This window comes from Paracholeplasma manati (assembly GCF_025742995.1).
Classification (GTDB): Bacteria; Bacillota_I; Bacilli_A; order Acholeplasmatales; family UBA5453; genus Paracholeplasma; species Paracholeplasma manati.
On the sequence record NZ_JAOVQM010000002.1, the window covers coordinates 353634 to 378555 of the forward strand.

Below are 24922 nucleotides of genomic sequence, written 5' to 3' on the forward strand. Positions count from 1 at the left end.
AGAAGTACATTATGAGAGATTTCATCATTGTTACCGATTCAGCCTGTGATTTATCAAATGATATCGCGAAATCACTGGATTTAGAAGTGTTACCATTAAAGGTCGTCATTGAAGGGGTAGAATACCCAGATTATCTCGACCATCGTTCGATGTCACCAGAAGATTTTTATAGCCGCGTACGTAAAGGTATGATGCCTTCAACCGCACAAGTCAATGTTCAAGAGTATTTAGATGTTTGTGAAAAACTGATCAAGGCTCAAAAAGATATTTTGATTTTAACTTTCTCCAGTGCCCTTTCAGGCACTTATAATAGTGCACGTTTAGCCGTTGAACAACTTCAAGAAACCTACCCAACGTTTAAAATCATGTTGGTAGATACCTTAGCTGCTTCCTTGGGTGAAGGCTTAATTGTTTATAAAGCAGGACAAATGCGTAAACAAGGGTACTCGATTGAACAAGTCAGAGATGAAGTTGAAAAAACCAAGCTGAACGTAGCCCATTGGTTTACTGTATCCGACATCAACCACCTCAAACGTGGTGGTAGAATCAGTTCCACCGCCGCTGTGGTTGCGAACCTACTCAACATCAATCCGATTTTACACGTATCCGATGAAGGTAAATTGATTGCGAGAACCAAAGTCATTGGACGTAAGAAAGCATTACATGCATTATTCAATAAGATGAAAGAAACGTATAACCCATTGTTACACAAAACGGTATTCATTTCACATGGCGATGATTTAGATGCTGCGAACATGTTAAAAAACATGATATTGGACGAATTAGACTGTGATGTTGAACTCATCAACTTCATTGGCCCTGTCATTGGCGCGCACTCCGGTCCAAATACCATTGCCCTATTCTTTTACGCCACTTCAAGATAAACACCTGCGGGTGTTTTCTTTTTACCCGTTAATATTTCGAATTCGAAGCAATATGTTTGAAATGGCAGTTAGACCCCTATATAATGAAGACATGGAGGGGATGTTTATGAAACCACTATTAGGCATACACCATGTCACTGCGATGACGAGCAGTGCGGAACGCATTTATGAATTTTTTACATTTATTCTAGGATTACGCTTGGTTAAAAAAACCGTGAATCAAGACGACATTCAAACGTACCATCTCTTTTTCGCGGATGACCGCGGAAGTGCTGGTACAGACATGACATTCTTTGATTTTAAAGGTCAATCCAAAGCGATTCGCGGTTCAAACGAAATATCCAAGACGGGTTTTCGTGTACCTAATGACGATGCATTAGAGTACTTTCAAAAACGATTTGCCCATTATCAAGTGGATGCAGAACCGATTCAAACGTTGTTTGGCAAAAAGATATTGCCATTTAAGGATTTTGATGATCAAGCTTATGTCCTTATTTCAGATGAACACAACACCGGGGTTAAAGCCGGAATACCATGGCAACAGGGTCCTGTACCGAACGAATATGCCATTTATGGGTTGGGTCCGATTTTCTTTAGGGTCAATCATTTAACGTGGATGAACCAAGTACTCACGGAACGTCTTACCTTTAAACAAACCCAAACCGAAGGCAGTTACACATTGTATGAAACAGGCTTAGGTGGGAATGGGGGTAGTGTGATTGTCGAACACACACCGAACTTACCTCAAGCCCGACAAGGTTTTGGTGGGGTCCACCATGTCGCTTTTGGGGTAGAAGATACCACCGATATCCAAGCGTGGATTACACACCTCAATCAACAACAAATCATGCATTCAGGATTGGTGGATCGTTTCTATTTTAGATCACTGTATACCCGCATGTATCCTGGTATTCTCTTTGAATTCGCGACCGAAGGTCCAGGGTTCATCGATGATGAAGAACCGTATGAAACCCTCGGTGAACTGCTCGCACTACCACCGAAATACCGTCATTTGAGAAATGACATTACCAAGATGGTCAGACACATCGATACCAAACGTTCAGATAAAAGATTTAAGAAGGAGTACACCTTCTAGTATGAAACACATCTATCAAAAAGGCGATACCCATACACTCATTTTATTGCATGGTACGGGTGGGGACGAAAACGATTTAATCCCGCTCGCAAAAATGGTATCCCCGCAATCGAGCATTCTATCCATCCGCGGGAATGTTTTAGAAAACGGCATGCCTCGATTCTTTAGACGCTTAGCCATGGGTGTATTTGATCAAGAGAACTTAAAAGAAGAAACCCGAAATCTATATCATTTTTTATTAGAGGCTGCTCAAACCTACCAATTTGATTTAAACAAATCCACCATCATCGGTTTTTCCAATGGGGCGAATATCGCGATATCCTTATTATTCACATACAATAATCCAGTGGGACAAGCCATCCTATTGCGTCCGATGATTCCGAATGAAGTGATTTTATCAAAATCGTTGAACCAAACAGATGTGATCATCATTACAGGTAACTACGATACCATCGTACCGCCTGCTCATGGCCAACGATTGACGACTTTATTTCAAGGCCTTCAAGCAAATACGACCCTATTTCAGTTGGATGCCACCCATCGATTGACCGAAGAAGACGTCAAAATCATTAAAGAAAACATAAAAAAATGAGTTCATCATGAACTCATTTTTTACTATTATCGTATAGTTGAACCAGATTTAACAAAGAGATTATCAAACTTCGCGTGGCGATAAATACGACAGTTTCTCGCAATCTTCGCGTTATCAGGCACGTAGCCATGTTTTTCAATGACGTTGATGCCGGAGGACAATACCGTTGGTCTTTCTTCATTTGGGGTATAATCATCGGAATAACCGACAATGGCATTTCTACCAATATAGACTTTCTTATCTAAAATGGCTCTTTCAACGATGGCGTTTTCGGAAATGATGGTGTTATTTAAAATAACGGAATCTCTCACAATCGCGCCTTTTTCAACGCGAACACCAGGGCTTAGAACACTGTTGATGACGGTACCGTCAATGACCGAACCGTTGGAAATCAATGAGTTAACGATGTGTGCATTCGAACCCACCCTCACTGGTGGCATTTCTTCGGAACGGGTATATATTTTCCAAGTATCGGAATATAAGTCTAGTCTAGGTTCAGCCATGTTGAGCAATTCAATGTTGGTTTGTAGATAGGAGTCATAGGTACCTACATCTCTCCAATAGCCACTGAATTCATAAGCATAAATCTTACTTTCGGCTTCCTTGATTAAGGTTGGTAAAATATGCTTACCAAAGTCTAAATTTGGGTCTTTAATGGTATCTAAAGCACGGTAAAGCATATCGGCTGAAAAGACATAAATACCCATGGATGCTTGATCAGATTTTGGTTGTTTAGGTTTTTCTTCAAAACCAACGATGCGCATCTCTTCGTTGGTTTCCATGATGCCAAAACGGTGGGCTTCAGCCAAAGGTACACGTTGGGTAGCGATGGTGACCGTCGCGCCTTTTTCAATATGGAAATTGATCATTTTACGGTAATTCATTTTATAGATATGATCACCGGATAGAATGAGGATGAATTTGGGTTCTCTGCGTCTGACAAACTCGATGTTTTTTAACACAGAGTCAGCGGTACCCATGTACCATTCATTGTGTGGTTGTAAGAGGGTAACCTGAGAGTCTCTACGGTCTAGGTCCCAAGGTTTGCCGGTACCGATATGTTCATTTAAGGATAATGGTAAGTATTGGGTTAAGATACCAATGTCATAAATGCCTGAATTGGCACAGTTGGATAGAGAAAAGTCAATGATTCTAAATTTACCTGCAAATGGCACAGCAGGTTTACTGCGTTTTTCAGCGAGTAGGTCAAGTCTTGACCCTTTACCGCCAGCTAAGATTAGAGCTAAAGTTTCCATAAAAGATTCCCCCTATTTATTTAATATTTGATGATACAACTGTAGATATGCTTCACCCATGTGTTCTAATGAATGGTTTTGAGACATCGCAGATTGAACCAATAATCGCCAGTCCGATGGGTTATTGGTATATAGCAATATCGCATCCAATAAGACTTGTTTGAGTTCATGGGCATTGTAGTTTGCGAAACTAAAGCCATTGCCTTCTTTGGTGTATTTATTGTATGGCATGACAGTGTCTTTTAATCCACCCGTTTCTCTCACCAATGGTAAGCACCCATAACGCATCGCGATGAGTTGACCTAACCCGCACGGTTCAAATTGGCTTGGCATCAACAACAGGTCCGCGGAAGCGTACAGTTGATGTGCCAAGGCATTATTGAAACCGATGAAGGTGTATACACGGTTTCGATACTTATCTTGTAAGTAGCGTAAGAAGTTTTCATAATGCAAGTCACCACTACCGATGAAGACAAATTTCGCTGTGCTTTCTGCGATGGCTTCTTCTAAAGTGGTCATCATCAAATCGATGCCTTTTTGTTTTGCAAGACGGCCGATGTAAGCGACCAATGCAGTATCGGTCGATAACTCTAAGTTGAGTTTTTGAAGTAACGCGAATTTGTTTTTCTTTTTGGCTTGAACAAAATGCTTATCATTGAACGTTTTTTCCAAATAAGTGTCGGTTTCAGGGTTGTAAATGTCATAATCTATCCCATTTAATATCCCAGTAAAGTTGTTTAACCTCGACTTGAGTGCACCATCTAAAGTAAACCCATAGTATTCGGTTTGAACTTCTTGCATATAGGTTGGTGAAACGGTGTTGATGTGATTCGCACGCATGATCGCAGCTTTCAAGAAGTTCAATCGATCAAAGTGAATGTACGCATAATTGAATGGTCTGCCAATCAATCGATAAGCATCTTTAGGGAAGGACCCTTGATACTCTAAATTATGGATGGTTAACAAGGTTTTAACGGTTTTGAACATTTCCTTTTGACGGTATATTTCGTCTAATAAATAGGGAATTAAACCAGTTTGCCAATCATTGATGTGCAGCAAATCAAACGGTTTTTGAATGAGTTCAATGTATTCCAAAACAGCGAAATCATAAAATAAAAACCGCTTATCATCGTCGTAGTATCCATAATAATTTGCGCGTTTGAAAAATAATTCATTTTCAACGAAAATATAGGTTACACCGTCATGAATAGTTTCATAGTATTTCGCTTTGAAGTGTTCATCAGCAATTTTAATGTTTCGTTCACCAATGTATTTGAATGTATTCAGTTTTGGATAAATAGAATCATAGAGTGGTGTAATCACGGCTGTGAATTCACCCAATTGATTCATGATTTTTGGTAGAGCAGAAGCCATATCGGCCAAACCACCAGATTTGGAGAATGGATAAGCTTCACTGGAACAAAATAAAATGCGCATAGCGTCACCCCATAAACATTATAACCTAATGAAACGGGTTACACAATAACGCCAACATGGATTTTACTTTCATGACGCAAATTTACCATATTCATAAATGAATTGATAAAAGAAAACCCCCGTGTTATAATGTTACTAGTCATTTAAAGGAGATTCAAATTATGTCTAAAAAACCCTATGCAAGACCACAGTATAAAGTAAAACCTGCAGTGATTATCATTATCGCTGTCATCGTGTTTGTTTTTTCAGCACTCATCGTGATCATTCAACCATCTGATCAAGAAAAGATTTACAAGGCTTACAACAGTGCAGGTTCACCAAACCTGTCACAAAATCACGTGATTGAATCCATCAGCGTATCGAAATTAGGACGCCTAATTGATTCAGGTGCACCAGTGGTTGTATTCTTTGGAACCACAACATGTTCAGTGTGTGTCAGTGAAATTGGCTGGTATGATATTGAATTTAAAGGTGCAGGGTTGGTTTCTGAACTATCTGTCATTTACTATGTGAACCGTACAAATATGAGTCAAAGTGATGTTGAAAAATTCCAAACTAAATACGCAATGACTTTAACTGGTACACCAGAATTATATTATTTGAATGATGGTGACATCGTAGCAAGAAGATCTGATTTTAATAGCGATACACAACCGATGGCAGGTCAAATCAGAAGTTTCTTCACAGCCGTTAAAAACGATTTAGCAGAATAAAGCACCTCACACGTGCTTTTTTTCTACTTAAGGAAAGATTGGTAAACATATGATTCAACAGATTAAACAACAACTAAAAGAACGCGTCATTGCGCATTTTCAACTAGAAAATCTCAATGTCGTCGTGGAAGAACCCAAAAGAGGAACAGCCGATTTAGCCATTCCCCTTTTTGCGTTGGTAAAACAACTCTCTAAACCCATGCCAGTGGTATTAGAAGAAGTCAAAAAAGCCATTGAATCCTACGACATGGTGAGTGAAATTCAATTTCTCAACGGCTTTTTAAATATCAGCATCAATCGTGCGGTATTTGCGAAAACAGTAGTGGACCAAGTGCTTGAAGAACAAGCCTTGTTTGGTAACCAACAAACCGAACAAACAGTTTGTATTGATTACTCCGCACCAAATATTGCGAAAAGTTTCTCCATTGGACACTTGCGCTCGACCATGATAGGGAATGCCCTCAAAAACATTTATCAAAAATTAGGGTATCGCGTGGTTGGCATCAACCATTTAGGTGACTGGGGTACGCAATTTGGTAAAATGATTGTTGCCTATAAAAAATGGGGTAACCGTGCAGATATAGAACAAAACCCAATTGTTGAACTTCAAAAATTATACGTCAAATTTCACGATGAAGTCGTGAATGACCCTACACTAGAAGACCAAGCCAGAGCTGTCTTCAAGGCCTTAGAAGATGGGGATGCAGAAATGCTCGAACTTTGGCGTTATTTCAGAGATGAATCCTTAAAAGAATTCATGTCGATGTATGATTTATTGGGGGTCAGTTTTGACTCTTATGATGGTGAATCCTTCTACAACGATAAGATGGCAGCGGTTGCGGATGAATTGGAACAAAAAGGACTCCTCGTTGAAGACGATGGGGCGATGATTGTTCGAATTGACCCACTACCACCAGCGCTCATCAAACGTCGTGATGGTGCCACCCTATATATTACCCGCGATTTAGCAGCGTTGTTGTATCGATATAAAACATATCGTTTTGATAAGGTATTGTATGTCGTTGGCAACGAACAAAAACTCCACTTTGACCAATTAAAATCGGTATCCAAGCTCATGGGATACGATTTAGATATTCATCACGTGAACTTCGGTCTTGTCATGCAAGATGGTAAGAAGATGTCCACCCGTGGTGGTCGAGTAGTTAAACTATACGATGTGATTAAAGAAGCCATCTCGAGTGCGTCACAAGCCATCTTCGATAAAAATCCAAACCTTCAAAATCAAGCAGCGGTTGCGAAAGCGGTTGGGATTGGGGCAGTCATATTTAATGATTTAAAGAATGACAGAAATCTAGATATCGAATTTAACCTCGAAAACATGTTGGCTTTTGAAGGACAAACCGGACCGTATTTACAATACAGCAGTGTTCGTATCGCATCCATCCTTAAAAATCAAACTTTAACAAATGATTATCCAGTCGATTCATATACCTCTGATTTACCGTTTGAACTCATCAAACAGTTATCCGGTTTTGAAGATGCTTTATTAAAGGCAGCGGAACTCAATGGCCCTCACGTCATTAGCCGTTACCTTTTACAACTCGCACAAACATTTAACCAGTTTTATGGTCAGTATAAAATCATTACGGAGGACGAAGCACTCAAACAAGCCAACCTTCACCTCATTCAAGCCGTACGTATCGTCTTGAACGAAGGCATGAGATTGCTTGGCATGATTGCACTCGATGAAATGTAATGGAAGGCAAAAAGACAAGCATAGCTAAAAACCTATTATTCGTGTTCATCATGCTTGCCGTAGTCCTTACAGTTGTATTCAGTTTAAATGACATTGGTTTAATCTTAGAAGCGGTTAAACAAGCAAATGCTGGTTTAATTGCTCTCGCTGCGTTGGTGTTTCTACTTTATATGTTAACGACCAACTTTGCGCTTCATTTTGTCACGACCGGGTTAGGCATCAAATTACCATTTTTAGATACCATGGCCATCGGATCAGCTGAATATTTCTTTAATGCGATTACGCCTTTTTCCTCTGGAGGTCAACCTTTTCAAGCTTACTTCTATATGAAAAAGGGTGTTAGTGGCGATAATGCGATGTCCATCTTGATGTCAAACTTCATTGTCTATCAAGTGATTATGACGGTATTATCAACCATTGGTTTAATCCTATTTTATGGTGAAATTAAAGCCGTATTGAATCAGTACATGTTCTTAATATTGATTGGTTATGTCGCGAACATGTCTGTATTAGGTATCTTAATATCGATATCAACCATTCCAGGGATAGCTACCATCTTTGAATGGATTTTTAGAACCATCGGTAAAATCAAGTTTTTATCGAAAACGATGATCAAACTAGAACACCGTACCTTTGATTTTGTCAAAGAGTTTCAAGTTGGTATTGGATTATTATTTAAACGTAAACGCGTATTGATTGGGGCTTCCTTATTGCGCGTTTTAGGATTATCATTATTACATGCAGTTCCATTCGTAGTCTTTTTGGCATTAGGTGTGCCACTCGATATGCATGACTTAATTTTCGTCATATCGATGAGTTTATTCTCGACCACATTCATGATGTGGGTACCAACACCAGGCGCGTCTGGTGGGACAGAATGGGCATTTACTGTCATATTTACTGTGTTGGTATCTGGCTCGACAGCACTGTTGGTTACCGCCATGTTGATTTGGCGTTTTGTCACTTATTATTTAGGTATGTTTATCGGATTCATCGCGTATATGATTTTACGTAAAAGGGGAATTTAATCATGAGGATTGGGCTATTTACCGATGCTTATTTACCACTCATCAGTGGTGTTACGACATCCATTTATATGTTGGCCGAAGGACTTCGTAAAGAAGGCCATGAAGTCTACATCATTACGACATCAGGCAAAAATGTCGTAGAAGAACCATATGTGATCAGATTAAAAGGGATGCCTATCCCTAAAAAGGGTCTAAAAACCTTTAGAATTGTGCCATTTACTAAAACGCACATCAAGCGAATTGAAGCGCTAAAACTCGATGTTATGCATGTCCATACAGAATTCTCCATTGGCTCTGTGGCTGTTCATATGCGAGATAAATACGGCATACCAATGGTATTTACCGTACATACCATGTATGAAGAATATTTGCACTATGTGTCGAAGTTTTTAGCACGTTTCTTAAGAAAACCACTCATGCATTATTTAAAGAAACTCATGAAGCGTTTCATCTTAAGAGCAGATGTTACCATCACACCGACACAAAAAGTGAAAGACTTGATGCAAAGCTATGACATCAATGGTCATTATGAAATCATTCCTACGGGTATTAAATTAGATAAATTTGTTGGTTCCAATTATGCCAAAGAACAAGTATCCAATTTAAAAGCATCCTTAGGGATTCAACCAGATGAATTCGTATACTTATTTTTAGGCAGAATATCTAAAGAAAAATCCATTCCTGTGTTGATCAATGCGTTCGCAGAAATTCATCAAGAAGTCAAAGCCAAGTTCTTAATCATTGGTGATGGTCCAGCCATGAATGAATTGAAAGCCTTGGTTGAAGAACTAGGTATTCAAAATAAAGTCATATTTACAGGCTTCATCAATTGGAATGATGTGGGTTTATACTATCAAGTCGGGGATGCTTTCTTAAACGCGTCTGTAACAGAAACCCAAGGTTTAACCTATATTGAAGCCCTCGCAGCAAGCTTACCAGTGATCGTAAAATACGACAGTTGTTTATTAGAAGTAGTCAACGAATTTGAAAATGGTTTGTTCTTTAGACAAAACAATGAATTGCCATTCTTAATGAAACGTATTTATGAAGATCCTGAGCTCAGAAATAAACTTACAAAAAATGCGTATAAATCTATTGAAAAATATTCTCAAGAATGTTATTCTAGTAGTGCACTCAAAGCTTATCAAAAAGCGATTGAGATTAAAAAAGCTGAATAAGCTTTTTATAATGCCCGAGTGGTGAAATTGGTAGACGCGCTGGACTCAAAATCCAGTGGGGAGACTCATGCCGGTTCGAGTCCGGCCTCGGGCACCAACTCGTATATAACGGCTCTGTTGAGCCGTTTTTTACTTTTTTTATTGCCTAAGCTAGGTAATTAGAAAATCAACAGTACCGCTTGATTAATAAAATTCAACACTTTTATGCTGATTTACAGTGCATGTTGTGGTAATATATGCACTGTAAATAATACATGAATATTTTAGTGCCCCTTACAATACATAAACTATGAGGATACAACATGAAAATTCAAATCATCGGCTTTAGTGGCAGTGGAAAGTCAACATTAGCTAAAATATTATCAGAACATCATAATATAAGTGTACTACACTTAGATTCAGTCCATTTTTACGGGGATTGGCAAGAACGTACTCTTGAGGAACAAAACGCTATTGTGCTAGACTTTATGCATCAACATTCGGATTGGGTCATCGATGGCAATTATTCTCGTGTCGCACCAAAACGATTTGAAGAAAGTGATTTGACCATCTTCCTAGCATACAACCGATTTGTCTGTTACTGGAATGCCTGGCGAAGGTATCGAAAACACCGTGGGATTCACCGTTTTGATTGTCCTTGTATAGAAAAATTCGATTTAGAGTTTAGGTATTGGATTTTGGTTCAAGGTAGAAAGCGAAAACGTGTTCAAAACATGTATGTCAACTTCCATAAGACTCATGGCACTAGACTTTTATTCAAAAATAGAAAACAATTGAACCAATGGTTGAAGGAACAAAATATTCAAAATAATTTGACTAAATAATCTGTTGTCAGGTATTAAAAAATGCTGTATAATAAACCATATAAAGGTTAGGTAACTTAAATGAAAACCATTGGTAAAAAAACGTATGGAGAATTCATCATTGCTTTAATATTATCAGCAATCGTTTTACCATTATTTATTTTACTATCGGTATTGGCACTAACCAGCACGATGGAAGGTAATCAAAACCTAACATTGATTACTGCAGGACTATTCACGATCGTTTGTCTCATGTATTTAGTAACGACTGCCAGTAGACCAAGAGAACTGGTCAAATATGACAATGAACATTTCTATTTCATATACCGAACAAAAACGGTCACCATCCCTATGTCAACGATCGTGGGTATCACCCCGAGAATTGCTCAAGCCAGAGGGATTCGTTATACCTTTGGGAAAATCATCATTAGAACATTCACTAGACGTCATGTGATCGATGGCGTCGCCGATTGTGAGAATGTTGCGATAGAAATGAACTTTATCAAAGAAGAACATCGTTCAAGAAATCAAGAATCATAACGCCATTTTGGCGTTTTTCTTTTATAATGAGAAGTATGGAGGATTTATCTATGTCATATTCAGTCGTTTTAGCTCAAAAAGAAGATGCGAAAGGTCTCTTAGATTATTTGAAACAAGTCGGTTCCGAAACAGACTATCTATTATTTGATCATCAAGGGGTACCGATGACGATTGAACAAGAAGAAGCCTTTTTGAATACGGTTAACTCTACACCCTACAGTCGAATGTTTTTAATCAAAGATGGGGATAAAGTCATCGCGAATGGTTATATCTATGGTAGTCCAAGAGCGCGTATCCAACATAAATTTCAAATCGCTGTTTCTGTGCTTAAAGCCTATTGGGGCACAGGTGTTAGCCACATTTTGATGGAAACTTTGATTGATTATGCTAAAAGTACGGGGTTTACTGAAACCATTTTTCTTGAAGTGGTATCTGAAAATATCCGCGCGATAAAACTTTATGAACGATTTGGTTTTGTATCCTATGGTCAGGTATTAAAAGCCATAAAATTAGAGAATCGATATCTTGATTGGACCCTCATGAGGTTAGATTTATGATTGAAACGGTTCTCGTATACATTGAAAAGAATCAACAATATCTTTTGATTCATAAGCAAAAAAAGGATATGAATCAAGGTAAGTATTTAGGCATTGGTGGGAAAATTGAACCCAATGAAACCATCGAACAAGCCTTATTGCGTGAAACCTATGAAGAAACAGGTCTCACGCTTTTAGCGTATAAACACCGAGCAAACATCTTTTTCCATAGTGGAGACTATACTGAAAAAATGTATTTGTATACATCTAATTCATTTAAAGGCAGTATCCAACCATCCGATGAAGGCAATCTCGTTTGGGTGCCCATCGAACAAATAAAAAACCTACCCATGTGGGCAGGTGACTATCTATTTTTAGACAAACTTCAAACATCGGATGCTTGGTTTGAAATGCATTTGGTTTATCAAGGGGAAACCCTGATTCATCACTATTGATTACATGGGTTTTAGGTTTTGTTCTAAGCGTGCGATAATTACGGCAAAACGTCTTTGTCGAGCGACATCTGTCTTCAGTGTGTAGTAGCTCATCGCGTATGTTTTTTGAATCGATGGGGACATGGCTACATAATTAGCATAAGCTTTGGGTGTTTGGGTAAGTCGTGCCTTGAATCCCTCCAGATCAAAATCTTCTGGTGGTAAATCAGCACGGTCCCAGCACCCATTTTTTTTCGCAATCTTTACTGCTTCATACCCGGGGGCTTTCATCTTATTTTCTCTAATTAAACGTTCAATCGTCTTTTTGTTCTTCGTAGACCAAACACTTTTGGTACGTCTTTGTGCGAAATACTTTAAATAGTAATCAGCGTCTAAACGCTTGTTTGTGCTATCAATCCAACCATAGCATAACGCAATTTCAACCGCCAAGTCGGCGGTTAATTTGGGTTCGTTCTTTTTAGAGATTTTCAGCCAAAAACTCGGACCATTGACATGTGAATTTAAGTAATCTTCAAAGTCGATTGTATTTTCAAAATAAAGAATATCCATATGTACCCTCCTTTAAACCTATTTAGTGATATGATAAATCTAGGTGATTGGATGAACTATATAGATATTATAGAACAAAGACAACAGAAAAAACGGAAAATTTTAGTCGAACAAACAGATGTTCTACTAGAACCACTGAAAACAGCTTTAGAACAGGCATCACACAAGGTACAAGTATTGTTTGCTTTTAGGTGTGTTGAGTCCCTTAAAGAGGTACTAGATGACTTTCACACCGATCATGGATTGTTAAAAAGGGCTTTGGAAAATGGTAGAAGATGGGCTCGTGGTGAAATCAAAATGACGTTGGTGAGGCCCGATATCCTAGCCATTCACCAATTGGCTAAAGAAACCACTAGCCCCATCCTTACGGCCTATTTACATGCCTATGCACAAGGATTATCCGTCATTCATACCCCTAAACATGCTTTGGGCTTACCCATTTATGAATTGACAGGACTCATTTTACAACAACCCAATAATCTGAGCCTTTTAGAAGAGAAAGTTAGAACTTATCTACATCTATTGAATGAAGCTAAGGCACAACCCTTCACAGGTACTTGGGCAAAGTTCATTCAAGGATGAAAGCATTTTTGTTATTTACTATGTAAATATCCTAAGGCTACATGTTATACTAAATGAGAAGAAGGTGTATGATATGAAAGACTATACAATCCGATTTAAAGATTGTTCAATATATTATGAGATGCATGAAAATAAGACCAAACCAACCTTGGTTTTTTTACATGGGTATACGTCTAGTTTAAACGTGTTTGAATCCATCATCGTAACCTTTAAAAAAGATTATCAACTACTATTGATAGATTTACCAGGTCACGGCAAGAGTGGTGTTTCTAGTGCAGTGGGTTTCAAGGATATGCCTGAAATCATGAAAAGTATATTGGATTACCAAGAAATTTCGAGTGCCTATTTTTTAGGCGTAGATGTGGGTTCTTTGGTTGCGCAAGGGTTTGGTCATATTTATCCTGAACATGTGAATGCCTTGGTATCTGTAGGCAGTTACTCCATCTACCACGATTCTTGTAAAAAAGTGAGCAATGAACATGTCTTCTCTAATGCTTTGTTGTCATTCAAATGGCTCTTTGCATTTAAAAAATACCTTCATCATTATGCCAATATCGCAGCGATTACAGAAACAGGATTGACAAAGTTTAAAACATCCCAAACCCAATTCAAACGTTCTGGTTTAAAAGCGTATAAAGGATTGAATCGTTTTTACAAATGGGACAAACCAACCAAGCATTATCCCATTTATGTGGTATGTGGTGAATTTGAAGAAGAAGTCATCAAAGACGCATCGATTCAATTTGAACAAAAAGTACCAAATGCCTTATTGGAAGGTTTTAATAAGAGTAAACGTGTTGTATTTTTAGATCAACCGAGATTATTTATTGAACATGTCCAAACATTTTTGAAATCACATTTGAAATGATTTGATACAATATAATAGACACATATATACGGGGGTATATGAACCATATGGAAAATAAACGCAAATTAGTATTGAATTTCTTTATTACCAGCTTTAATGGGATGGCCATCGGGTTATTCTCGACACTCATCATCGGGGTCATTTTAGGACAATTTTCTAAATTGTTTGGGTATTTACCAGGTTTTGATTTCGCGAGTCAAGGGCTATTAGACTTATCCAATATATTAAAACCATTCATGGGCATTGGTATTGGCTTTGGTGTGGCCATCGCTTTGAAGATGGATGGCATCAAATTGGTGGTGGCTGGGGTATCTGGCGGGATCGCAACCAAACTATATAACGACCCAATGGTCGCTTATATCGTCACCATCTCTGTTTATTTAGCATTCAAAGGCGTATTATCCAATAAAACACCGATTGATATTTTATTGGTACCACTCTTAGGTACGCTAGTCGCATACATGGTCGCTTCATTGATTGGGGCACCGATTCAAGAAACCATGCAAGCGATTGGTAGATTCATCGACGCAGCAACCACTTTACAACCATTCCTCATGGGCGTTGTCATCGCAGTCATCATGGGCATGGCACTAACCGCACCGATTTCATCTGCCGCCATCGCCATCGCCATTTCATTGGGCGGGATTGCGGGAGGGGCAGCGGTTGTCGGTTGTTCCGTTCAAATGCTTGGATTCGCAGTCATGTCACGTAAAGATAACAATATTGGTACAGTGATTTCCATCGCCATAGGCACATCGATGTTACAGTTTAAAAACATCCTCAAAAAACCGATTATTTGGTTACCAACCATCTTGGTGTCAGCCATCTTAGGTCCTGTATCCACGTTGATCTTTAAAACACAAACCGTTCCAACGGGTTCAGGTATGGGTACTTCTGGATTGGTAGGTCAATTCGCAACACTTGAAGCGATGGGCACCAACGCTGCAGCATTCTCTGCTATTTTGGTTTTACAAATCGCATTACCGATTGTTTTGGTCTATGTTACAGATGTTCTTTTTAGGAAGTATAACCTAATTCAACCAGGCGATTTGAAGTTATAAAAAAAATTACAATTAGGATTGATTAACCTGCCATTTTACGATATAATATAATGGCTGTTTGGAGAAATACCCAAGTGGTTGAAGGGGCGGGCTTGGAAAGCTCGTAGGTCGGTAACACGGCGCTGGGGTTCAAATCCCCATTTCTCCGCCATCTAACTAGAATAGGCTTGATATCACTATCAAGTCTTTTTTTGTACCTGAATTTAACAAAAATAGTCAAATTTTATTCGTTTTTGGCTGTTTTTCGTGATTATATACTTTAATATCAATAAAGACCTGCAAATATTAATGAGTAAAATTTTATTTTCTACTTCATTGCTTACGCGATTTGGAGTGGGGTGCTAAAAATTTACACGACTACTTTTTATATGATAATTTTTTATGTTATAATTTTAATAATATTATACTAAAAAATATTTATACAAGTCTTGGATAATACTGATAGGAGAGAATGATGTGAAAAAAATACTGATTTTATTTGTTACGGTTTTAATGCTTTCTCTTGTTGGTTGTTCAGATGGAGATCCATATGATTCTATAGTTTCTGGCGATTTCATATATACTAAATGGAGTATGTCTGAGGGTGAAATAGCAATCATTGGATTAAGTGATGAAGGAAAGCAAAAGGATACACTCATTTTCCCTTTTATGCTTGATGGGTTTAAAGTTACTCAAATTGGCTCTACATTTGGGCTTAAGGATAGTGGTCCTTTGATAATAGAGAGTGCTAATAACATTTATTTTGCAAATTCGATTATAAATGTTGAGACAAGTATAGAGTACTTGCAAAATAATGACGATATTATAGTAAATGTTTATCTAGGTGGATTGAATTTTGATTCAAGAATGTATGCATGGACATACAACATTCCTAATTCGAAAGTATATCTAGAAGAATCAATTTACTTTGATTTAGTTAATAGTGAACTAGTATATGGTAATTTTATAGCAGCAAACATTGAATATTATATCGATGAAAACACTTTGTATTTTGTAGACAATGCAGAGGGTACTTTAGTAAATGTAGTACCACCTACACCATATAAAGATGGTTATGAATTTGTTGGCTGGTTTAAAGATACCGATTTTAATCAACCTTTTAATTTCGATGAAGATGTTATACCAGTAAAACAATTTGATGATGAAAATAAACTGATTAATATAACCAAGATTTATTCAAAATGGCAGTAAAGTAATCACAGCAAATCTAATAATGGTTCATCTATATGAAGTGCCTATAAGGCAAATACGACAGTCATTTTGAAAATTTCACTTTGTTAAGCCATTTTGTGGAGGTGCTAAAATTGTATCAAACCTTTATATATTAGACATAATTTCAAAATGAAAGTTGCATCTTGCTATTTTTATATCGAGGGTGGTAGCTATGTGTCTTAGAAAATCATAGCAGAGCAATAAGATGGTACGTGCAGTGAGGAGAATTTTATGGGGTATTGGAAGAGTAGAAATATAAATGCATTTGTCTTTTTATTTGGGTTGTTGATTATATCGCTATCGGTATTTCTAGTAAATGTTTTTCGACTAAGTGGATTTATTTCAGTTATTCCTATTTTTGGATTTATTTTAATTGTTGGAAGTTTATTGCACTTGATAGTAACTCGCAAAAGTATGATTGGTGAGAGTTCATTATATATGAAAAGTAAAGGTATAAACTACATTCCTGCAATTCAATCTAGAATAACACTCAACAGGGGTAAATGGGTTTTGTATTTGGTTGGTTTTGTTTTCACAATAATTTCGTTAATAGCAATAAGATTTGATTCCTTATTAATAACAATAATTCTAATTTTTTTATACGTTTTATATTGCATTTTAGTTTCGATTCTTGATTCAAAATCTGTTACTAAAAAAGAGAAAATAATGGTGTTTCTGAGTATCCCAATCTATCTTTTTGTTGTATTTTCTTCAAATATGAGAATACCTTCAGGAATAGCGATGTCGTGGGTAATGGCTTCTGTAATTCTTGTTATATTAACTTATATAAAAATTTATAAATCGGATAACAAAGAACACTTGTCAAGATTAATTCCAATATTTGGAGGATATATTGCTTATCTTTCAATTATTCAAGATGATTATTATGTGTTCAATCATGTTGGTATAACAGCGTTTGTCTGTTCTGTAGTACTTGTTGTGGCTATTATTGTTTTATATTTTCTTTATAAGAAACAACCAGCTTTAATAACACCGACAGGTTATTTTGTCAGTATCACAATATTCCCTTTAATCATTGGGTTAGCAGTATCGTTTGCTTTTCTTCAACTTAATTATAGTTTTGACTTCAGTCAACAAACAACTGACATTGTTGACATTCTAGGTAAAGATACTTATATTTATGATGGAGATGAAAATTTCTACTTCACATATGATTTTTATGAAAGAGATAGAGTATTTATAACAGAAGAAGAATATGCTAATATCATTGTTGGAGATACCTTTGAAATGAGGTATTATAATGGACTGTTTGGAATCAAGTATTATATATATAAGGAAAACCAATACATAGTTGATCGAGATCACTAATTGAACCGATTTGGGTAAAGGAAGATAATTAGATGTTATAGTGTAAATAAAGGTTCGATACCAGTTATAATAGAACGCATTTGAAAGGTTGGCAATAATAATGAAAGACACTAATAAAAACAAATCATTTCTACAAATTGTATTCGATATTTATTGGTACATAAAAAAAAGAATTAAAATTTTCTTTTGGTTAACAACATTATTTCTGATTATTGTGATAAGCTTGTTGATCTATCTTGACACACATTCTTTTCGAAATATCTGGATTGCCTTTTTGGTTGGTCCTGGGATAATGTTATTTGTATTTATAGGTTATAAGATGCAACAATATGAAGATAAACACGACTTAACTCACTACAAGTTCTATAATGGTGGATTTATTCGAACCACATTCCCAATGAGAAAGCATACTAAAAAGAAAAAATAGGGACTCGATACGATACTGTAAAATGATTTTGTCTTTAATTGCAGGTAATAAAAAGTACACTTCGGTTTATAAAGTAAGGGGAGTAACAAATGAGACATTTCAAATACCCGTTTACAAAGTCCATTAATAAGAAACTACGTATAAAAAGAATTGGATTGTTGGATAAATCAGCTCGACAAAGGTATATATCTAATAGACTTTTCATTTCGTTTATTGGAGTCTCATATTGGGTTTTATTTTTTCTATGCCTTATTAGTATGATTCTCCTTGAGAAAACGATTGAACCCATGATGGGAAAAACGCTTAATATGATTTTGAATATATTAATCAGTCTTGTAATGCCTTTATTGATACTAATCTATCCATATATCAAATTAGAAAAAAAGTATCCGAGACAGTTTTTAGAACCTATACCGAGAGAGCTCATTTCTTCAGTTAACATTAAGCTATTTCAATATTATAAAATTCCAGAAAACTATTTGGTCACGAAGTGCTATGATTGTTCAAATCCGCAATTGATTGATAAGGACGTACTATTGTTCTTTCATAATGAGAAACTAAGAATGGTTAACGATTTTACATCAACAATTAAGGATTTTGGATGTTATGAAATGGATCTTAATGAGTTGGACTTGTCTTATGGAACGAATGATTGTATTATTACAACTGAAATCAGACTAAGAAAGTTTAGTTGCTCATTAGGAAAAAGAGCGAAATCATTCATTTCAAGAAGAGGTATTTCTAATAAAAACAAGTAAATATACTTAACGAAAATGTTGATTGTCTAAGATGTATTGATTGAGGTATTGAGATGGAATTCAATCGTAATTTTGAAACAATTATCGGAGAAACACTGACACTAAAACTGATTGAAACCTGTGATGGCGATGATCAAGTTATCCCATTTTATTATTATGCTATTTATCTAAACTCGATATCCAGCACGATTGGTAAGATTAGTATTCGCATTGGACACAACGAACATGCCTATATTAATGGGAATATAGGTTACGAAATTGATGAATCTTTTCGTGGAAACGGTTATGCTAAAATGGCTGTTATGATGACTTACCCTATCGCTAGGTATCATGGTATGACACATCTGATTATTTCTTGTGATGAGGATAATGATGCCTCTAAGCGTGTAATTAACAAACTTGGTGGTGTTTATTTAGAGACAATTTTTCCACCTAAAAGCTACGTGTTTTATTATGAGGGTATATCCAAGCAGAGTATTTATCGAATGGATATTTAGTTTATGTGAAGTGGTAGTTTTTTCAGAAAGGGTAATTTTAACTTGACAAAACATAAAATCAATTTATGAATCGTCGTAAAAAATCGTAAAGGATGGATCTAAATGACAAAAGTCTATTTATTTAAAGCGTTGGTGGTTTTGTTTTATGTATTCGTTCTGGTCTTTAACTATCTCGCTAATATCTTACCTTTAAACAATCGAACAACTGGCGCAATATCGGATGCTTACCCATCCTATTTCACACCAGCAGGGTTTACTTTTTCAATTTGGGGTATCATATATCTTTTAATTGGAGTATTTGTCTTTCGATTGGTAACTTCTAACCCAAACCAATACTTTTCAAATCACTCTGTTTTATTTCACATGCTATTTTGGACAACCTGTGTACTCAACATTTCATGGTTATTCGCGTGGCATTATGACAAGATTGGATTATCTTTACTCATCATGTCTGTATTTTTGATTACATTGTTGTTCATCGTGTTTTATGTGAAAGATTTGCCCTATTTTACGAATATTACATTCAGTGTATATGCAGGTTGGATAGCGATTGCTTTTATCGCGAATGTCACCATTTATTTGGTCAAATTAGATCTGCCAATATTTCAAAATCATGAGATATCTTGGTATATTCTTGTGATGATTATTGGGGTGATCATAGGCTTATTGACGATGCTGATGACCAAAAACCTAGTATTTGTGGCGGTATTTATTTGGGCTTATTTTGGTATTTATATGAAACACTTTCAACAAATGGGTACTTATTTACCGCGAACCTATAACCTTTTCAATCTCAGCTTACTGATGATTTTGATGATTGGATGGTTGGTTATCTGGATAACTAACCACTATCGAGTACTCAATTAATTCGTTTATACTTTAGACACGAACCATCCTATGGGGTGGTTTTTTTCTTGTGACAATGTGGTGACATTTTCATAAATATATTTAATTCATCAAAGATATATGTTAAAGTAACGTTGAAAGGATGTGTCTTCTGATGAAAAAAATGTGGTTATTGTTGGTTATATTGTTCATCACAATCTCATTTAGTTCAAGTACGAAAGCGATGGAAGCACCCTATCTTGATGCGTTCCATAATTATGAAGCTTTTCTCAATGGGGTGGATTATTATATTGGTGAAGAAAATATTTATTTTACGAGCACCGAAGTGGATTTAGGAGACGATTACTATGTCAGTTATGTCATTGAACACGACATTCGTAATCGAAAGTCCTATGAATCGGATGGTAGACCATACTTCATTTATCAGAGTAAAGATTCCACACTTAATTATCATTTTGAAATCCATTTAAGGTTAAAAGAGGGCCAAGAAGTGATGTCATTTGTGAACATTTCATCCGATGGCTTCGACATAAATGTATCAGGGACTCGTAATAGTTTTATCCTCATACGTCGACTCAATGATCAGGAAATTCCAAGTAGTGAAATCAACCGTATTGTGTCACTCATATGTGCTTTATACAATAAAACATGGGAGATGCCATCATGAGAAAACTAATCTTTTTATCATTTATCGTTTTGGTCAGTTTAAACAGCTGTTTTGGTTTTTATAGGAATACGTATACCTATTCAGAGAGTTATTGTTCACTAGATGACTTCTATAGTGTATTAGAGAATGACGAAGCAATCGTTATTTTGGATTTCACACTCCATCCAGGTGAAACATTAGACTATCCAGCAACCATTCGTTTTCATACGGATAATGATGTTGTTTATGAATATCTATATTCAATCAAACATAGTGGCTTATCGTATCATACGACATTCAGTTTACAAAGAGAAGAATCGAGAAGTTCCGGCGGACAATTATTTAAAGGTGATGACATCGATGAAGAAATCAATCATGAGGATTTAATCATCAGAACACAATTAACCCCTGCTGGTAAATTTGGGGCACCGCTTCAATTTGTCCTCAATTTTTATTTTGAAGCTAAGGGCATCGGATACTACGGTGAGATAAGACATGTGAATGAAATCTCAGAAAACTTTGACAAACAAGTGTTTATCGATTATATTATTGAATTGTATGAACAACACGTATAGTCGTTTTTGGGAGAAATATGAACAATCCGTATTTAAATCACGTTTCTAAAACACTAAAAGAAGAGTTTAATGTCGATGTCGTTGAAGACATTCTTTTGGTGCGCAAAGACCGCGTAATTTTGTATGGGGAAAGTAATTTATCTGAAGATAATATTTTATATGTCATCACGGGTACCTTACAATTGATTGGACTCGCAGAAGCGTCATCCATCCAACTAACGGATTTACTAAAACGTTTTGAATATAACAATGCATACGCCGATGTGGCAGGAAAAACGGATTATTATGGTTATGTCTATGGTGAATTGTTCAGTATAAGACCACAAACCAGTGTAACTTTCCCAATTCTAGCAGAACAACAACGCGTTTGGATTACGGTTTCGCGATTTGTGGTGGATGCAAATCCGGCACTATCAGCCTATTTCATCACCAATGTCAGTGATGTCATGGATGCGGAAGAACAAAACTATGCGAAATCGCATCGTGATTCCTTAACAGGTTTATTCAATAAATACACCCTCGATTTTCATTATGGAAAACGATACAAAAATGAGAACTTTCATGTGATGTATCTCGATATCGACAACTTCAAAGAAGTCAATGATCACGATGGACACGTCGCTGGTGATCAATGCCTCATCGCCTTCAGCAATATCCTGAAAAGTTACTCAAACGATCATAAACATTTCTACCGTAATGGTGGCGATGAATTTGTGGGACTGTTATTTGATACAGAAGACCATGTGAGAGAAATGGCAGAAGGTATTTTAAGCCAAGTCCGACAAATCCAGTCGCCGATTTCAAACACACGAATGACTGTATCGATGGGTATCGTTCAAGCGGATATGCGTCAAGATGTCATTCGAAAAGCCGATATGTTGTTGTATAAAGCAAAACGTATGGGCAAGAATCAATATATTTATGAAATTGAAAAAACTAGACAACATGAAGAGGCCTAAATAGCCTCTTTTTTAGTATAAATATGGTGACTATTTAGAATTATTTTCATTAGTTTTGAAGTTGAAATAGAAATCGATTATCATTACTATATAAAATAATTACAAATAAGGAGTTTATACTATGACCATATTACAAGCATTTTTACTAACCCTATTTGCAGGGTTATCTACCGGTATTGGATCGCTACTAGCGTTTAATAAAAGAGCTGCTTCAAAGACATTCTTATCCTTCGCTTTGGGTTTATCTGCTGGGGTGATGATTTATGTTTCATTTGTCGAGATATTTGTTAAAGCGAAAGACGCACTCATTTTAGATTTCGGTGTTAAAAACGGTTATATCTTAACCACGCTATCGTTTTTTGCAGGTGTATTCTTGATTGGATTGATCGACAAATTGGTACCTGATAAAGAAAACCCACATGAAATTAGAGATGTGAGTGAAATGAAAGCGAAAGACCATAAATTATTAAGAATGGGATTATTTTCTGCCCTAGCCATCGCGATACACAATTTTCCTGAAGGCTTAGCGACGTTCATCGCTGCGCTTCAAAACCCAACCTTGGGGATCGGGATTGCTGTAGCGATTGCCATCCACAATGTACCTGAAGGCATCGCTGTAGCCGTACCTATTTATCAAGCAACTGGTTCACGAAAGAAAGCATTTTTATACTCTTTCGCATCCGGGTTGTCCGAACCGATAGGGGCTTTATTGGGCTATTTCCTGCTCAGTGCATTCTTGACGGATGCGATGTTTGGATTCGTCTTTGGTTTGGTGGCAGGGATCATGGTTTATATATCACTCGATGAGTTATTACCAACCGCTGAAAAATACGGGAAACACCACATCGCCATTTATGGATTGATCACTGGGATGGCCATCATGGCTCTCAGTTTGGTGTTGTTTGTTTAAATGATTATCATTTAAGGCGAAGTTATTAGACTTCCTTTTATTATGCCAAAATGACGCATATTTATGGGTAAATGTGTGTTTATCTATTCGGATTATGGGGTTATGGACTAAATTTATGAATTATTAAGGAATTATTAACATCGATTTGACGGTTATTTTTGAAAGATGGTATAATTTAAACATCGAAAAGCCCCTTAACATAGTTAAGTGAAAGAGAGGAGAAACCACATGAACCACAAATCCATGAGTGTAACCATCATCATGTTCATTTTGTCGCTACTGGTTTTTTCTGCATCCTCTTTCGCATGGTTCGCATTATCTGATACTTCAAGGGTCAATGAGTTTGTGGTCCCAGTGAATAATTATGAAGCTGAGATTGTATTCCAAGTGCGTAAAAATGGTGGGTCATATTCAACCATCACCACAGAAGCAGAAATGACTGCCTTCTTGAACAATAGCTTACCAGGGGATTTATTTGATTTTATCGTAACCATCGAAAATCTTTCGACATCCTCAGTGGTTGCGAGCATATACTTCAATGACGTTACTAGTGATAACCCCAATGCGGGTTATGACATGCGCAATGTTTTTTATATCGTCGACGGAGAAGTGAGTGTAAACGCATCAGTGAATAATCTGCCACTCAATTCAACCACACCTCTTACATTTGAAGGACAAACTTTTTCCAACTATCGTTTGAATAACTTGATTGATGCATCACAAGATATCACCATTATCACCAACGTTAATATCCCAATCAGTCAAATTGTCTTCATAGAATTTTCCATTCAAATGGATCCAAATACCAGTAAACAAGAATACCAAGCAGGCATCATGCGCATCGCTTCATTGCTTGCAGTATTCGATGCCTAGGAGGGAACACATATGAACAAAAGACTCTTAGGTTTGACCATCAGTATGGTCTTAACATTGATTTTATTAGCAACCACGGTATATGCCTATTATTTTGATCGTAAAGAAACCGGCAGTATCGATTTAACCTTAGGAGAAGTCTCCTTCACTTGGGACGGTGCGTTTGTGACCGATTTCGTGATGCCAGCACAAGAACTGGTTGAAACCCCATTTTCATTAAACAATGCTTCATCGGTCGACACAGAACTTCGATTCAGTGTCACCGCATCTACTTCATTATTGGGTACTGTGAATTTAGAAGACATTTTTACAGTGTATGAATTTAATAGTGACTGGGTGTTGGAAACGGATGGTTATTATTACTACCGTGGTTCCAATACAGATTCGATTTCAGAACCTGGCAAATACAAGATTCCGACATCGGTTCTAAACATTCCAGTGTTATTGTCCCTTAAACTCGATGGCTATGTGATTCGTAATGAACACATCGGTCAAACCGTTTCATTGACATTAACGTTTCAAGCCAAACAAGGTCCTTTCATCGATTGGGCTACCTTAGGGTCAACCAATTACGACTTTTCTACTGGACAATAAC

General features: G+C 36.8%; 27 protein-coding genes and 2 tRNA genes. 26 read left to right on the forward strand and 3 right to left on the reverse strand.

What is annotated here, in order from left to right:
- The first annotated feature begins 11 nt into the window (after window positions 1-11).
- The 3 genes from N7548_RS03820 to N7548_RS03830 all read left to right on the forward strand — a co-directional run bounded on the left by N7548_RS03820 (window position 12) and on the right by N7548_RS03830 (window position 2572).
- A complete protein-coding gene (locus N7548_RS03820; RefSeq protein WP_263608105.1) occupies window positions 12-884 on the forward strand; it encodes a DegV family protein in 873 nt (290 codons plus the stop codon).
- 106 nt (window positions 885-990) lie between these two features.
- Entirely contained in the window at window positions 991-1980 is a 990-nt protein-coding gene (locus N7548_RS03825) for a VOC family protein (RefSeq protein ID WP_263608106.1), read from the forward strand.
- Window position 1981: 1 nt separating this feature from the next.
- Window positions 1982-2572 carry an alpha/beta hydrolase gene (locus tag N7548_RS03830; RefSeq protein WP_263608107.1) on the forward strand — a complete coding sequence of 197 codons (591 nt, stop codon included), beginning with the start codon at window positions 1982-1984 and terminating at the stop codon, window positions 2570-2572.
- 26 nt (window positions 2573-2598) lie between these two features.
- Here the strand turns inward: N7548_RS03830 and N7548_RS03835 are convergent, their stop codons facing one another.
- Together N7548_RS03835 and N7548_RS03840 are read right to left on the reverse strand one after the other, a co-directional pair.
- The gene (locus N7548_RS03835) at window positions 2599-3828 is read right to left on the reverse strand and encodes a glucose-1-phosphate adenylyltransferase (protein WP_263608108.1); all 1230 of its coding nucleotides are present in this window, start codon (window positions 3826-3828) and stop codon (window positions 2599-2601) included.
- A gap of 12 nt (window positions 3829-3840) precedes the next feature.
- Complete coding sequence (locus N7548_RS03840; RefSeq protein ID WP_263608109.1) at window positions 3841-5265, reverse strand: glycogen synthase; 1425 nt, start codon at window positions 5263-5265, stop codon at window positions 3841-3843.
- Between the two features lie 161 nt (window positions 5266-5426).
- On the opposite strand from N7548_RS03840, the gene N7548_RS03845 reads away from it, so the two are divergent.
- From N7548_RS03845 to N7548_RS03885, 9 genes are all read left to right on the forward strand, one after another.
- Window positions 5427-5978 carry a thioredoxin family protein gene (locus N7548_RS03845; protein WP_263608110.1) on the forward strand — a complete coding sequence of 184 codons (552 nt, stop codon included), beginning with the start codon at window positions 5427-5429 and terminating at the stop codon, window positions 5976-5978.
- Between the two features lie 49 nt (window positions 5979-6027).
- A complete protein-coding gene (argS, locus tag N7548_RS03850) occupies window positions 6028-7695 on the forward strand; it encodes an arginine--tRNA ligase (protein ID WP_263608111.1) in 1668 nt (555 codons plus the stop codon).
- Window positions 7695-8723: a lysylphosphatidylglycerol synthase transmembrane domain-containing protein gene (locus tag N7548_RS03855; RefSeq protein ID WP_263608112.1), complete on the forward strand. Its 1029-nt coding sequence runs from the start codon at window positions 7695-7697 to the stop codon at window positions 8721-8723. The genes argS and N7548_RS03855 overlap by 1 nt, the downstream gene beginning before the upstream one ends.
- 2 nt (window positions 8724-8725) lie before the next feature.
- A complete protein-coding gene (gene mgs / locus N7548_RS03860; RefSeq protein WP_263608113.1) occupies window positions 8726-9901 on the forward strand; it encodes an alpha-monoglucosyldiacylglycerol synthase in 1176 nt (391 codons plus the stop codon).
- 12 nt (window positions 9902-9913) lie between these two features.
- Window positions 9914-9998 (forward strand) — tRNA-Leu (locus N7548_RS03865).
- Between the two features lie 205 nt (window positions 9999-10203).
- The gene (locus tag N7548_RS03870; protein ID WP_263608114.1) at window positions 10204-10725 is read left to right on the forward strand and encodes an AAA family ATPase; all 522 of its coding nucleotides are present in this window, start codon (window positions 10204-10206) and stop codon (window positions 10723-10725) included.
- Between the two features lie 60 nt (window positions 10726-10785).
- On the forward strand, window positions 10786-11244 hold the full coding sequence (locus N7548_RS03875; protein ID WP_263608115.1) for a hypothetical protein: 459 nt from the start codon (window positions 10786-10788) through the stop codon (window positions 11242-11244).
- 50 nt (window positions 11245-11294) lie between these two features.
- Window positions 11295-11801 carry a GNAT family N-acetyltransferase gene (locus N7548_RS03880; RefSeq protein ID WP_263608116.1) on the forward strand — a complete coding sequence of 169 codons (507 nt, stop codon included), beginning with the start codon at window positions 11295-11297 and terminating at the stop codon, window positions 11799-11801.
- Entirely contained in the window at window positions 11798-12235 is a 438-nt protein-coding gene (locus N7548_RS03885; protein WP_263608117.1) for an NUDIX hydrolase, read from the forward strand. Before N7548_RS03880 ends, N7548_RS03885 begins: the two co-directional genes overlap by 4 nt.
- Here the strand turns inward: N7548_RS03885 and N7548_RS03890 are convergent, their stop codons facing one another.
- Complete coding sequence (locus N7548_RS03890; protein ID WP_263608118.1) at window positions 12236-12784, reverse strand: YdeI/OmpD-associated family protein; 549 nt, start codon at window positions 12782-12784, stop codon at window positions 12236-12238.
- Window positions 12785-12835: 51 nt separating this feature from the next.
- Between N7548_RS03890 and N7548_RS03895 the strand changes: the two genes are divergently transcribed.
- The 14 genes from N7548_RS03895 (at window position 12836) to N7548_RS03960 (ending at window position 24921) form a co-directional block, all read left to right on the forward strand.
- On the forward strand, window positions 12836-13366 hold the full coding sequence (locus N7548_RS03895) for a putative immunity protein (protein ID WP_263608119.1): 531 nt from the start codon (window positions 12836-12838) through the stop codon (window positions 13364-13366).
- 73 nt (window positions 13367-13439) lie between these two features.
- Window positions 13440-14234: an alpha/beta fold hydrolase gene (locus N7548_RS03900; RefSeq protein ID WP_263608120.1), complete on the forward strand. Its 795-nt coding sequence runs from the start codon at window positions 13440-13442 to the stop codon at window positions 14232-14234.
- A 38-nt stretch (window positions 14235-14272) separates the two neighbouring features.
- Complete coding sequence (locus tag N7548_RS03905; protein WP_263608121.1) at window positions 14273-15295, forward strand: PTS sugar transporter subunit IIC; 1023 nt, start codon at window positions 14273-14275, stop codon at window positions 15293-15295.
- A 60-nt stretch (window positions 15296-15355) separates the two neighbouring features.
- Window positions 15356-15446: transfer RNA gene (locus N7548_RS03910), tRNA-Ser, on the forward strand.
- A 305-nt stretch (window positions 15447-15751) separates the two neighbouring features.
- A complete protein-coding gene (locus N7548_RS08920; protein WP_263608122.1) occupies window positions 15752-16486 on the forward strand; it encodes an InlB B-repeat-containing protein in 735 nt (244 codons plus the stop codon).
- Between the two features lie 252 nt (window positions 16487-16738).
- A complete protein-coding gene (locus N7548_RS03920) occupies window positions 16739-17836 on the forward strand; it encodes a hypothetical protein (protein ID WP_263608123.1) in 1098 nt (365 codons plus the stop codon).
- Window positions 17837-19074: 1238 nt separating this feature from the next.
- A complete protein-coding gene (locus N7548_RS03925) occupies window positions 19075-19518 on the forward strand; it encodes a GNAT family N-acetyltransferase (protein WP_263608124.1) in 444 nt (147 codons plus the stop codon).
- A gap of 102 nt (window positions 19519-19620) precedes the next feature.
- Window positions 19621-20385: a TspO-related membrane protein gene (locus tag N7548_RS03930; RefSeq protein WP_263608125.1), complete on the forward strand. Its 765-nt coding sequence runs from the start codon at window positions 19621-19623 to the stop codon at window positions 20383-20385.
- 133 nt (window positions 20386-20518) lie between these two features.
- Window positions 20519-21031 carry a hypothetical protein gene (locus N7548_RS03935; protein WP_263608126.1) on the forward strand — a complete coding sequence of 171 codons (513 nt, stop codon included), beginning with the start codon at window positions 20519-20521 and terminating at the stop codon, window positions 21029-21031.
- Entirely contained in the window at window positions 21028-21585 is a 558-nt protein-coding gene (locus tag N7548_RS03940) for a hypothetical protein (RefSeq protein ID WP_263608127.1), read from the forward strand. Before N7548_RS03935 ends, N7548_RS03940 begins: the two co-directional genes overlap by 4 nt.
- Before the next feature lie 17 nt (window positions 21586-21602).
- Window positions 21603-22544, forward strand: a complete 942-nt coding sequence (locus N7548_RS03945) for a GGDEF domain-containing protein (protein WP_263608128.1) — start codon at window positions 21603-21605, stop codon at window positions 22542-22544.
- 121 nt (window positions 22545-22665) lie between these two features.
- Window positions 22666-23454, forward strand: coding sequence for a zinc transporter ZupT (zupT, locus tag N7548_RS03950; RefSeq protein ID WP_263608129.1), 789 nt, complete (start codon window positions 22666-22668; stop codon window positions 23452-23454).
- Window positions 23455-23682: 228 nt separating this feature from the next.
- Window positions 23683-24327, forward strand: a complete 645-nt coding sequence (locus N7548_RS03955; protein WP_263608130.1) for a hypothetical protein — start codon at window positions 23683-23685, stop codon at window positions 24325-24327.
- 12 nt (window positions 24328-24339) lie between these two features.
- Window positions 24340-24921: a hypothetical protein gene (locus tag N7548_RS03960; protein ID WP_263608131.1), complete on the forward strand. Its 582-nt coding sequence runs from the start codon at window positions 24340-24342 to the stop codon at window positions 24919-24921.
- Window position 24922: the final 1 nt, after the last annotated feature.